Origin of the sequence: Nesterenkonia sp. NBAIMH1, from assembly GCF_007922635.1 — a bacterium.
Lineage (GTDB): Bacteria > Actinomycetota > Actinomycetes > Actinomycetales > Micrococcaceae > Nesterenkonia > Nesterenkonia pannonica.
Genome location: NZ_CP042335.1, coordinates 1,333,575 through 1,345,573, shown reverse-complemented (window position 1 = coordinate 1,345,573; position 11,999 = coordinate 1,333,575). Strand labels below are relative to the sequence as shown.

At 67.7% G+C, this 11,999-nt stretch carries 13 protein-coding genes; 12 read left to right on the top strand and 1 reads right to left on the bottom strand.

Annotation, left to right across the window (positions count from 1 at the left end; genetic code table 11):
- Position 1 precedes the first annotated feature (1 nt).
- From FS388_RS06325 to FS388_RS06315, 3 genes are all read left to right on the top strand, one after another.
- Complete coding sequence (locus FS388_RS06325) at positions 2–691, top strand: ABC transporter ATP-binding protein (RefSeq protein ID WP_168198627.1); 690 nt, start codon at positions 2–4, stop codon at positions 689–691.
- Positions 692–760: 69 nt separating this feature from the next.
- A complete protein-coding gene (locus tag FS388_RS06320) occupies positions 761–2,197 on the top strand; it encodes a CCA tRNA nucleotidyltransferase (RefSeq protein WP_146340650.1) in 1,437 nt (478 codons plus the stop codon).
- Positions 2,197–3,570 (top strand): glycosyltransferase family 87 protein, encoded by a 1,374-nt coding sequence (locus FS388_RS06315; RefSeq protein ID WP_146340649.1) that lies wholly within the window; start codon positions 2,197–2,199, stop codon positions 3,568–3,570. Before FS388_RS06320 ends, FS388_RS06315 begins: the two co-directional genes overlap by 1 nt.
- 7 nt (positions 3,571–3,577) lie before the next feature.
- Here FS388_RS06315 and FS388_RS06310 read toward each other — a convergent pair whose 3' ends face one another.
- Positions 3,578–3,907 (bottom strand): hypothetical protein, encoded by a 330-nt coding sequence (locus FS388_RS06310; RefSeq protein ID WP_146340648.1) that lies wholly within the window; start codon positions 3,905–3,907, stop codon positions 3,578–3,580.
- Between the two features lie 157 nt (positions 3,908–4,064).
- On the opposite strand from FS388_RS06310, the gene FS388_RS06305 reads away from it, so the two are divergent.
- The 9 genes from FS388_RS06305 (at position 4,065) to rpsR (ending at position 11,978) form a co-directional block, all read left to right on the top strand.
- Positions 4,065–5,354 carry a DUF418 domain-containing protein gene (locus tag FS388_RS06305; protein WP_168198626.1) on the top strand — a complete coding sequence of 430 codons (1,290 nt, stop codon included), beginning with the start codon at positions 4,065–4,067 and terminating at the stop codon, positions 5,352–5,354.
- A 53-nt stretch (positions 5,355–5,407) separates the two neighbouring features.
- Complete coding sequence (locus tag FS388_RS06300; RefSeq protein WP_146340646.1) at positions 5,408–6,319, top strand: ABC transporter ATP-binding protein; 912 nt, start codon at positions 5,408–5,410, stop codon at positions 6,317–6,319.
- Entirely contained in the window at positions 6,316–7,167 is an 852-nt protein-coding gene (locus FS388_RS06295; protein WP_146340645.1) for an ABC transporter permease subunit, read from the top strand. Before FS388_RS06300 ends, FS388_RS06295 begins: the two co-directional genes overlap by 4 nt.
- Positions 7,168–7,178: 11 nt before the next feature.
- The gene (locus tag FS388_RS06290) at positions 7,179–8,552 is read left to right on the top strand and encodes a sensor histidine kinase (protein ID WP_146340644.1); all 1,374 of its coding nucleotides are present in this window, start codon (positions 7,179–7,181) and stop codon (positions 8,550–8,552) included.
- The gene (locus FS388_RS06285; protein WP_146340643.1) at positions 8,549–9,304 is read left to right on the top strand and encodes a response regulator transcription factor; all 756 of its coding nucleotides are present in this window, start codon (positions 8,549–8,551) and stop codon (positions 9,302–9,304) included. The genes FS388_RS06290 and FS388_RS06285 overlap by 4 nt, the downstream gene beginning before the upstream one ends.
- A 16-nt stretch (positions 9,305–9,320) precedes the next feature.
- The gene (locus FS388_RS06280) at positions 9,321–10,610 is read left to right on the top strand and encodes a M18 family aminopeptidase (RefSeq protein WP_146341901.1); all 1,290 of its coding nucleotides are present in this window, start codon (positions 9,321–9,323) and stop codon (positions 10,608–10,610) included.
- Between the two features lie 95 nt (positions 10,611–10,705).
- Entirely contained in the window at positions 10,706–11,005 is a 300-nt protein-coding gene (gene rpsF / locus FS388_RS06275; RefSeq protein WP_146340642.1) for a 30S ribosomal protein S6, read from the top strand.
- Positions 11,006–11,074: 69 nt separating this feature from the next.
- Positions 11,075–11,647 carry a single-stranded DNA-binding protein gene (locus tag FS388_RS06270; RefSeq protein WP_146340641.1) on the top strand — a complete coding sequence of 191 codons (573 nt, stop codon included), beginning with the start codon at positions 11,075–11,077 and terminating at the stop codon, positions 11,645–11,647.
- An 85-nt stretch (positions 11,648–11,732) separates the two neighbouring features.
- The gene (gene rpsR / locus FS388_RS06265) at positions 11,733–11,978 is read left to right on the top strand and encodes a 30S ribosomal protein S18 (RefSeq protein WP_146340640.1); all 246 of its coding nucleotides are present in this window, start codon (positions 11,733–11,735) and stop codon (positions 11,976–11,978) included.
- Positions 11,979–11,999 lie beyond the last annotated feature (21 nt).

Genomic DNA, 11,999 nt, shown 5'->3' with positions numbered 1-11,999 from the left:
AGTGCTGAACGTAACGGACCTGGTCGCCGGCTATCGCGACGCCACAGTCATCCATGGCCTGAATCTGCATCTGCGGGCCGGCGAAATGACAGCCGTGCTGGGACGCAACGGTGTAGGCAAGTCGACACTGCTGAAAAGCATATTCGGCCTCTGCCGCATCACATCCGGAGACGTCATGGCAGAGGATCAGTGGGTGCGTCCCGGCCGCCCGGAGCTGTTGGCACGACGCGGGTTCAGCTTCATGCCTGATGACAGGGGAGTCTTCTCCACCCTGACCGTAGAGGAGAATCTGCGGTTGGCCCGGCGTAAGGACTACACACCCCCGGTGGATGTCACGGAGCTGTTTCCGCTCCTGAACGAACGAGCATCCCAGCAGGCGGGAAGCCTCTCAGGCGGGCAGAAGCAGCAGGTCGGCATCGCGAGAGCCATCCTTCAGGGCAGCCGCATGGTCGTCATCGACGAATTCTCGCAAGGCTTGCAGCCATCGATCTCGCGGGCCGCGCTGCTGGCCTTCCGGCAGCTATGCGAGACAGGGGTCTCCGTCGTCATCGTGGAACAGAGCCCTGCGCTGCCCCTGGAGCACTGTGACCGCATCGTCGGAATGTCCAAAGGGCGGGTCGTTCTGGACCGAACAGTCGCGGAAGTGGAGGCTGAGCCCAGTGAGCTCAACGACCTGCTGATAGTTACCTGAACCCCGGGCTTCGCACGCCGCGATTCGCGCCCGTGGGTCTGCAGGCGTTGTGCCAGACTGTCCTGCATCATGGTTGATCTTCCCCACGGGTTCCCGGATGGCGCGCGCCTTCCGGACGTTGTTGTTGAGCTCGGCGAACGCTTCGAGTCCGCAGGCTTCGAGCTGGCGCTGGTCGGAGGGCCGGTGCGCGACCTCTTCCTGGGACGAGTGTCGCCCGACCTGGATTTCACCACCGATGCCGACCCGGACCAGATCCTCGGCGTCGTGCGGCCCTGGGCTGACGCCGTCTGGGAGATCGGACGGGACTTCGGGACGATCGGCCTGCGCAGGGCAGACAGCGACGGCGATCACCAGCTCGAGGTCACCACGTACCGTGCGGAGGCCTATGACGCGGCCTCACGCAAGCCTGAGGTCCGCTTCGGCAAAGACCTGGGCGACGATCTGGTCCGGCGAGACTTCACCGTCAACGCCATGGCGCTGCGGCTGCCGTCCCTGGAGCTCGTGGATCCCCATGGAGGTGTCCGCGACCTGGTCGGCCGGCAGCTGCGCACCCCCGCCACTCCCGAGGAGTCGTTCTCGGACGACCCTCTGCGCATGATGCGGGCTGCGCGCTTCGCCTCCCAGCTGAGCCTCGACGTCGCCCCCGAGGTGCGTGAGGCCATGACGCAGATGGCGGAGCGGCTGGAGATCGTCTCCGCCGAACGCATCCAAGTGGAGCTGGTCAAGCTGATCAGCGGCGAATCCCCCCGTGCCGGCATCGACCTGATGGTCGACACCGGGCTGGCGGACATCATGCTGCCGGAGATTCCCGCGCTGAAGCGCCTGGACGATGAGCACAACCGCCACAAGGACGTCTACCAGCACTCCCTGCAGGTGCTCGAGCAGGCGGCCGAGCTGGAGACCGACCCCGACGGCCCCGTTCCCGGCCCAGACTTCGTCCTGCGGTTCGCCGCGCTGATGCACGACGTCGGCAAGCCCAAGACCCGCCGCTTCGAAGCCGGAGGAGCGGTCAGCTTCCGCCACCACGACGTGGTGGGAGCCAAGCTGACGCGCAAGCGCATGCAGGCGCTGCGGTTCGACAAGGAGAGCATCAAGGCCGTCACCCGGCTCGTCGAGCTGCACATGCGGTTCTACGGGTACGGAGAGCAGGAGTGGACCGACTCTGCGGTGCGGCGGTACGTCACCGATGCGGAGGATCAGCTGGAGCGCCTCCACCGACTCACCCGCTCGGACGTGACGACGCGGAACCGGAAGAAGGCCAACCGGCTCGCGCACGCCTACGACGACCTCGAGCAGCGGATCGCTGAGCTCCGGGAGAGGGAGGAGCTCTCCAAGATTCGGCCCCACCTCGACGGGGAGCAGATCATGGAGCTCCTCGAGATCCCTCCCGGACCCGCCGTCGGCAAGGCATACCGGTTCCTCCTGGACCACCGGATGGAGCACGGCCCTGTGGAGCACCAGGAGGCAGTCGCCCTCCTGAAGCGCTGGGCCCAAGAGAACCTGTAATGCCCGAGCACTCCTCGCCCTCCCGCACGGACCCGGTGGTGCGCCTTCTGTCCGATCGGGTCGGGGGGCCTGCGGGACGCCGAGCTGCGGCACGCGGCGGATTCTGGACGCTGCCTCGGATACTGATGGCGCTCACCACGGTGGGCATCCTGCTCTCGGCCCTGTCCATGCAGTACTGCCGCATGCACGGCTGGGGAGGCGTCGAGGTCTATCACCACGGCTGCTACTCGGATGTGGCCGCGCTCTGGGAGGGACGCGACTTCGCCGCATCGGCCTGGGCTCCCTTCCGGGAGGACCTCAGCAGCTTCGAATACCCGGTGCTGACGATGCTGCTGGCCTCAACGGCTGCGGGCCTGACCCACGGGCTCGACGGACTCACAGACGGCTACTGGGAGCATCGGACGAGCCTGCTGTTCTGGGACATCACATTCGTCGTGGCCGCCCTGTGCTGGATGGCCCTGGTCCTGGTGACGATGCGCGCCGCACGGCACCGGCCCTGGGACGCCGCCGTGGTGGCCCTCTCCCCGGCCATCATCTTCGGCATCGGCATCAACTGGGACATCTACCCGGCCCTCGCTCTCGCCGGGGCGGTGCTTCTGACGCAGCGGGGGCACTGGGCCGCGGCCGGCGTGCTGATCGGGGTGGGAGCCTCGTTCAAGCTCTACCCGCTCTTTCTGCTGGGCGCCGTCTTCACCCTGGCGGTGCGCCGCAGGCTCCGCAGAGATGCGCACCTGGCCGCTCACCCCGAGGATGCCCCGGACATTCCCAGCGTGGTGAGGCTGGCGGTCGCCGGCGCGGCGACCTGGGCGGTGCTGAATGTTCCAGCCATGCTGATCAGCTGGGACTCATGGGTCCGGTTCTACGGGTTCTCCTCCGAGCGCGGCGCCGGCTACTCGAGCGTGTGGCATATATGGCAGACCCTCAGCGAGCAGGGCCCGTCGGCCGACACCGTCTCACTGCTGAGCTTCCTCGTCTTCCTCACCGCGTGCGGGGGCGTCTTCGCCGTCGGGCTCACAGCACCCTGCCCTCCCCGCATGGCTCAGCTGCTGCTTCTGATCGTCGCGGCGTTCTGCATCGCGAACAAGGTGTACTCGCCGCAGTTCATGCTGTGGCTGGCTCCCCTGATAGTGCTCGCCGCGCCTCGCATGCGCGACCTGATCATCTGGCATGCGGTGCAGCTGCTGCACTTCTGGGCCATCTGGATGCATCTGGCCGCCGTGGTCGGGGATGCCGAGCCGCAGCACAGCTTCGACGAGAACCTCTACATCGTGGCGGTGGCTGCGCACGTCCTCAGCACGCTGTACATCTGCGCGCAGGTGGTTCGGGACGCGTACAGGCCATCCCGCGATGTGGTGCGCGCCGAGGCGCACTAGCCGGCGCTCACTCCGCGTCCTCTCCCGTGCGCGTCTCGGTCAGCTCGGCCTGATACTCGACCTCGTCAGTCTCCTCATCGACGTCGACGATGGTGATCTCCCAGATGTCTGTCTCCGCGAGGTCCTCGAAGTGGACGGTGCACTCCTCCGAGGCACCCTCCTCCGCGGCGACGTCCGTGCACGTCATGGTGTATTCGTCCTGCGAGTACCCCATCTCCGCGTAGTCGCTGTGGAGAGCCTCCTCGATGGCGTCGGCCTCAAGCACTTGATCGCACCCCGTCAGGACCAGGGCCCCCAGTGCGGCCAGTCCTGCGCCGGCCAGTCCTCTGCGTGTCATGCCGTTCCCTCTCTCTGCTCCTGATCAGTACTCGATACGAACAGCCTGACCCTTTTCTGTTCAGAGGCTGTGCAGAAGCTGAGTGTGCGCGGCGACGAGGACGTCGTCATCCCTGGGGAGGATGCGCCGGGAACCGGTCAGACGTAGGTTGCCAGTCATGAGCACCCCACACCCAGCACCTGAGAGCGACCCGCCCGGCAGCGGCCGTCCGGCATCCCAGGAGAGGACAGCGGGAGACGCAGCATCCCCGGTGCGGCTGCACGCGGTGGACGCTCTCCGGGCGCTGGCGCTTCTGGGCATCCTCAGCGTCAACGTATGGTTCTTCGCCCACCCCGACACCATCGTCGGCGCCGTGACAGGTGATGCGGACACTGCACAGCCCACCGGGGCCGACCAGCTGGTCCGCTTCGCCTCGAGCCTCCTCTTCGAGGGCAAGTCCTACGTGGTCTTCAGCTTCCTGTTCGGGCTGAGCTTCGTCTTCGCCTGGGCGAGGGCCTCGGAGAGCGGTGCCTCTGAGGTCCGGCGATCCCTGCGACGTTCGGCTGCGCTCATCGTCCTGGGCGCGCTCCACGGGATCTTCCTGTTCTTCGGCGACATCCTCCTGGCGTACGGGGTGCTCGGCATGCTGCTTCTGGCGGTCCGACGGATCTCCGTGAAGCCGGCCCTCATCATCGCCGCCTGCCTGTACGCACTGGTGATCACCGTCGTCCTGGGCAGCGCCGGTCTGATGGTCATGCTGGAGGGCGCAGCCGGCGCCGACGCCATGGGCGCCGGGTTCGAGCTTCCCGTCACCCCCGACGAGGTGACGGAGGCCTACACGGGCTCGGTCGGCACATACCTGCTGTATCAGCTCATTGCGTGGGTCGTCATGGTCTTCAACATCTTCCTCGCCCAGGGGCCGCTGGCCTTCGCCGCATTCCTGGTCGGCCTGGTGGTGGGCCGGGCGCGCATCATCGAACGCCTGCTGGCCGGGGAGTTCAGCACCGCGCGCCTCGTCGGCTATGCCGTTCCGGCCCTGGTCCTGGGGCTGCTGCTCAGCGGCCTGGGCTCCTGGCTGGCCTGGGGCGCTCCCGGAACGCCCGACTATGACGGCAGCGCGTGGGCCATGATGGGTCAGGCGCTGGCGCTCGCCGCCGGCCCCATCCAATCCTTCGGCTATGTGGTCCTCCTCCTGATGGCCTTCCGCTCCGGAGCCTTCGACTGGCTCGTGACGATCCTGGCGCCGGCAGGCCGCATGTCACTGACCAACTACCTCATGCAGTCGCTCGTGCTGGTGCTGATCTTCGCCGCACCCGGCCTGGGTTTGGCGGGTCAGCTGGAGGCCTCGAGCGTCGCAGTCATCGTCGCGGCGCTGTGGCTCAGCCAGCTGCTGCTCTCCCACCTGTGGTTCGCGAGGTTCCGCCGCGGACCGGTCGAAGCGCCGGTGCGCGCCTGGACCTACCGATGAATCCTCCCTGAGGGGGATGTGCTCATCCCGGGGGCGGACCTAGGCTGAATTCTGTGATTACAGCGGAGAACCTCACCAAGCGCTATGGGAGCACCACGGCCGTCGACGGCATCAGCTTCGCTCTCAAGCCCGGTCAGGTGACAGGCTTCCTGGGGCCCAACGGCTCCGGCAAGTCCACCACCATGCGCATGGCGGTGGGCCTGGACCGGCCGACCTCAGGAGCGATCACCGTCTGCGGCATGGAGTATCCGCGGCACCCAGCGCCGATCCGCAGCGTAGGCGCCGTCCTGGACGCCGGTGCCACGCACCCTGGCCGCACGGGCAGAGGCCACCTGAAGATCCTCGCCGCCACCCACCGCATCTCCTCCGCTCGGGTGGAGGAGCTCATCGAGCTGACGGGGCTGGGCCCTGCCGCCCACAGGCGCATCAAGCAGTACTCGCTGGGAATGAACCAGAGGCTCGGCATCGCTGCCGCGCTGCTGGGAGACCCGGCGGCGCTGATCCTGGACGAGCCGGTCAACGGGCTGGACCCCGAAGGCGTCCGATGGGTGCGCCAGCTCTGCCGGCAGCTCGCCGCAGAAGGGCGCACCGTCTTCGTCTCCTCCCACCTGATGAGCGAGGTGGCCCAGACCGCGGATCATCTGATTGTGCTGGGGCGCGGGCGGATCCTTGCAGATGCCCCCATGCGTGACTTCATCAGCGACGGGGCGGAGCAGCGCACGCTGGTGCGGGCTGAGGACGCAGCGACTCTCATGAGTGCGCTGTCCGGTCAGAGCGCGGCCGTGACCACGCTCGATGCGGAGACGTTCGAAGTCGTCGGAGTCTCACCGCGCGACATCGGTCGCCGCGCTCTGGAGGCCGGCGTGGTCCTCCATGAGCTCTCACCGCAGCACAGCACCCTGGAGGACTCATACATGCGACTCACCGGCGACCACGTCGAATACCGATCAGGGGAGGCAGCATGACGCATCGCACCGCTCGGGGCGTGGCGGAGCCGGTCCGCCCCTTCGCCCCAGACCCGGACCTGCCAGGCGTCACCTTCGCCGGCGCATTCATCGCCGAGGTGCGGAAGCTGCTGGCCCTGCGCACGGCCTGGTGGCTCATCGGCATCGCCGTCGGGCTCAGCGTGCTGCTGGCCGGGGCGGTCGCCTGGAGCTTCAGCGGAGCCGCCCCCGACGCCGGCATGCTCGGCGCCTCCGATGTTGCCGACGGAGCCATGGCGGGCTCCTACTTCGCGATCATCCTCTTCGGGACCTTCGCCGCAATAGCGGTGACGACCGAATACTCCGCCGGGTCGATCCGATCCGCCCTGACCGCAGTTCCGCATCGCGGAATGCTGGCCGCAGCCAAGCTGGGCGCTGTGCTGACCGTGACAGCTGCCGCTGCCGCAGCCATCGTGCTGCTGAGCCACGTGGTCGCTGCCCTGTTCGCCGAGCAGCTCGGTCTGGGCGACATCGTCATGGACGCGACCGTGCCGGTCATCTATGGGACCAGCTGGCTGGCCATGATCGTCACAGCGGCGCTCGGGTTCGGTCTGGGGCTTCTCCTTCGCTCCTCCGCGGGAGCCATTGTGGTGCTGGCGGCGCTGCTCTTCGTCGTGGAGGTGGCACTTGCCGTCATGTACGGGGTGACTCAGGCGGAGTGGATTCAGTCGCTCTCCGAATGGCACTACATGTACTTCATGAGCGAATTCGTCAGTCTCGACGGCGAGCATCGTGAGCTGGGCCGTCCGGCGGCGCTGCTGGGGATGCTGGCGTGGGCTGCCCTGCCGACCGCAGCCGGGTGGGTCAGGTTCGTGCGCTCCGATGCCTGATACTTGAGCCCATGCCAGAGAATCAGCGGCCGAGCCCGTCACCCGGCAGCGGGTTCGAGGACCTCGGTCTGGTTCGCCGCCCCGGCCTGAGGGGCTGGTTCCGCAAGCACCCGGGGTGCATGAACGCCGTCGTCATCGCGATCTACCTGCTGATGGCGCTCTGGACGTTTCCGATCGCCCTGGTCGACATGGAGGCCGACGCCCTGTGGCTGCTGGCGGCCTACGCGCTCACCGCGATGCTGCTGTGCTTCCGCCGTACGAGGCCGCTCACTGTGCTGCTGGGGATCGCCGCCCTGGAGGCCGTCCAGCTGCTGATCTACCCGTGGAACGGCTCCCAGATGGTGGCCCTGTGGTTCGCCGCATACTGCGTCGCCCGGGACCGGGGACTGGTGCGGGGCCTGATGCTGTCCGTTCCGCTCTGCGCCGTCGCCTATACCGTCCTGCTCAGGTACGGAGCCTGGGAGCGGGCGTACGGGCCGAGCTGGTGGATGGAGGAGTTCTATCCAGCCTTCGGGGTGGACTTTCCCCAGGCGCTGATCACCCTGGCTCTCAGCGGACTCATGTTCACCCCTGTTGCGGTGGGGATCGGCGCCGCAGTCCGCGCGAACAGGCGGCACGAGCAGGAGATCCTCGAATGGGCGCAGCGCACCCACGGCCTCGCCCAGGCTGCCGAGCGCAACCGGATCGCACGCGAGATGCACGACGTGGTCGCCCACTCGCTGTCGGTCATGATCAGTCTGGCCGACGGCGCCAAAGTGGTGGGCCGCCGGGACTTCGCGCGGGCCGAGGAGGTCCTCAGCGAACTCTCATTGACGGGCCGCACCGCTCTGGACGATATGCGTCGGGTCATCGGGGTGCTGACCAAGGGCGAGGAGCTCAGCGAATCGCGCCGGCCGGTCCACGAGTCCCTCGAGGAGCTCTACGAAGGATTCCGGCAGGCCGGCCTGCCGCTGAGAGTGCGCACCTCAGGTCCGCCGCTGCCCGAGGACGCCGCGTTCGGCCTCACGGTGCACCGCATCATTCAGGAGTCTCTGACCAATGTGCTGCGCTACGGCCGGCAGGTCACCGATGTTGAGGTCTCGGTGGAGCACACCCCCGGCACCCGTGAGGCGGAGTGGCAGCAGCTGGCCGAGGAGGGCTACAGCCGCAAAGAGGCCGAGGCGCTCGGACTGGGCGGTCCGGCTCAGGTGGTCCTCTCCATCACCGACGACGGGGCAGTGGCCCCAGCGGGCCATCACGCGTCAGTCGGCTCAGGCATGGGCATCCGCGGGATGCAGGAGCGCGCCGGGTTCTACAGCGGGTCGGTCTGGGCCGGACCCGGAAAATACCGAGGCTGGGAAGTCAGAGCGGTCCTCGAACCGCCGCAGAGAAGGAGCGAAGCATGAGCATCAGGGTGGCGCTGGTCGATGACCAGCACCTGCTGAGGATGGGCTTTCGGCTGATCCTCGAAGGCGAGGACGACCTGCAGGTCGTGGGGGAGGCCGCTGACGGGGCTGAGGCTCTGGAGCTGATCGGGGGTTTGGGCGAGGAAGCTCCCGATGTGGTGCTCATGGACGTGCGGATGCCCCGCATGGACGGCATTGAGGCGACAGCCAAGGTGGTTCGCCGCCACCCCGAGACGAAGGTGATCATCCTGACCACCTTCGACCTCGACGAATACGCCTTCGCCGGGCTCCAGGCCGGCGCCAGTGCGTTCCTCCTCAAGGATGTGGAGCCGGAGGCGCTGGTGGAGGCGGTGCGCACCGTGGCCGCCGGCGACGCCGTCGTCGCCCCCCGGATCACCCAGCGCCTCCTGGAGGTCTATCTCCGGCAGGGCGTCGGGGAGGGCACGCGGGGCCCGTCCGCACAGGCGGCGCCCCAGCACGCGCCGGGGCATCCTGCAGCTGGCCTGCCGCGCGGGGAGGACGTCGCCCAGGCGCTTCAGGACGGCACGCCCCGGGAGTCGCTGACCCAGCGGGAGACCGAGGTTCTCTTCGCCGTCGCTGAAGGCCTGTCGAATGCGGAGATCGCAGCGCGGCTCTTCCTCTCCGAAGCGACCGTGAAGACCCATGTGCGCCGCATCCTGACCAAGCTGCAGCTGCGGGACCGTGTCCAGGCGGTGGTCTACGTGTACCAGGCCGGACTGCTCGGACCTTAGTAGGCTGGCGGACATGATGAGCACTGACGAGCTGGTGTCCGACCTGGGAGCGTTCGTCACGGCGTCGCCCTCCTCCTACCATGCTGCCGAGGAGACGGTTCGACGGCTTGGGGCCGCAGGGTTCCGGATCCTGCGCGAGGACCAGGACTGGAAGGAGGTGCAGCCCGGCAGCCGCTGCGCGGTGGTCCGCGACGGCGCCGTCATCGCGTGGGCCGTGCCGCAGGACGCAGGGCCCACGACGCCGGTGAGGATTCTGGGCGCCCACACCGATTCCCCCGGCTTCAAGCTCAAGCCCGAGCCGACACTGACCCGGCACGGGTGGGTGCAGGCGGGTGCGGAGGTCTACGGAGGGCCGCTGCTGAACTCGTGGCTGGACCGGGAGCTGCGGCTCGCCGGACGCATGATCTTCAGCGACGGCAGCGAACGCACCGTGGCCACGGGGCCCGTGGCGCGCATCCCCCAGCTGGCGATCCACCTGGACCGCCAGGTCAACGACGGGCTCAAGCTCGGCAAGCAGCAGCACACCCAGGCGGTGCTCGCGCTCGCCGGCGATGATGCCGTCGACGTGCTCGATCTGGTGGCCGAATCCGCAGGCATGAGGGCCAAGGACGTCGACGGGTGTGACATCGTCTTCGCCGACGCGCAGGAGCCCGCCCGCTTCGGCGCGCACGGCGAGTTCTTCGCCTCCGGCCGACTGGACAACCTCTCCTCCGTCCACGCCGGGCTCACCGCGCTCGAGCAGCTCGATGAGCGCCTCCCTTCTGGGGCGATTCCGATGCTGGCCGCGTTCGATCATGAGGAGATCGGCTCCGGCTCCCGATCCGGTGCCGCGGGCCCATTCCTCGAGGAGGTGCTGGAGCGGATCTACGCGGGCCTCGGCGCCGACGCAGACCAGAGGGCGCGTGCGATGCACACCTCATGGCATGTCAGCTCGGATGCCGGGCACTCCGTGCACCCGAACTACCCGGAGCGGCACGACCCGGCCAACCGGCCCCTGCTCAACGGCGGCCCGCTGCTGAAGATCAACGCCAACCAGCGCTACACCACCGACGCGCGCGGCACCGCCATGTGGACGCGCGTCTGCCGCGACGCCGGGGTGCCGGTCCAGCCGTTCGTCTCGAACAACGACATTCCGTGCGGCTCCACGATCGGTCCGCTCACCGCCACCCGGCTGGGCATCAGCACGGTGGACGTGGGCATTCCGCTGCTGAGCATGCACTCTGCGCGGGAGATGTGCGGGGTCCAGGACGTGGCTCATCTGCGGGACGCCATCAGCAGTTTCTTCCGAGGGGCCCGAATACCGTAAGATAGCTGAGTTGTGCTCGTACACGGGCACACACGCATCGAACCTCCTGTGACGGAAGTCCCGTCACCGTAAGACCGAAGGAGGTGGGTTCACACATGCGTCACTACGAACTGATGGTGATCGTCGACCCCGAGGTTGACGAGCGCACCGTTGAGCCGACCCTGGGCAAGTACATGGAACTCGTCAAGAAGAACGAGGGCACCGTGGACAAGATCGACGTCTGGGGCCGTCGCCAGCTCTCCTACGAGATCGACAAGAAGACCGAGGGCGTCTACGCCGTCGTCGACTTCAACTCCACTCCTGAGATCGCCAAGGAGCTTGACCGCCTGCTGCGTCTGAACGAGACCATCATGCGCACCAAGATCACCCGTCCCGAGGAGATGAAGATCGCCTGACGATCTTCGCCCCTCTCCGCTGCTGGGTACTCAACTGGACCGCCGGATACATCACCCTGAGGAGCCACCATGGCCAATGAAACAGTCATCACCGTCGTCGGGAACCTGACCGCTGACCCGGAGCTGCGCTTCACCCCTTCGGGTGCGGCCGTCTCCAACTTCGTGATCGCCTCCACGCCACGCTACTTCGACCGCCAGGCCAACGAGTTCAAGGACGGCGAGACTCTCTTCGTCCGCTGCTCGCTCTGGCGCGAAGCTGCTGAGAACGCCGCCGAGTCGCTCACCAAGGGCACGCGTGTGGTCGCTCAGGGCCGTCTGAAGGCTCGGTCCTTCCAGACCAAGGAAGGCGAGAACCGGACCAGCTGGGAGCTCGACGTCGATGAGATCGGCCCCTCGCTGCGCTTCGCCACCATGCAGGTGAACCGCCAGCCCGGCACCGGCGGCTCCGGCCGCGGCGGTGGCGGCGGCGGCTTCGGAGGCAATTCCTCCGGAGGCGGCTTCGGCGGAGACTCCTACGGCGGCCAGCAGAGCTCCGGCGGCTGGGGCGGCGGCCAGGGCGGACAGCAGTCCGACCCCTGGGGCGGCCAGCCCTCCTCCGGAGGCGGCTGGGACACCCCGAACAACGACGAGCCTCCGTTCTGATCTACGGGCTCGTACGAACACCTGATTAATCACCATCCCGCGCCCACCCGGGCTGCGGGCTCCACCGAGGAAAAGGAGCACCACGATGGCTGGCAAGGCTGACACCAAGAAGCCCATCAAGCCCAAGGCGAACCCGCTGAAGGCTGCTGACATCACCCACATCGACTACAAGGACACCGCTCTGCTGCGGAAGTTCATCTCCGACCGGGGCAAGATTCGCGCTCGTCGCGTGACCGGCGTGAGCGTGCAGGAGCAGCGCAAGATCGCTCAGGCCATCAAGAACGCCCGCGAGATGGCCCTGCTGCCCTACGCCGGCGCTGGCCGCGGCTGAGTCCGACTGAGGAAGGGAAGG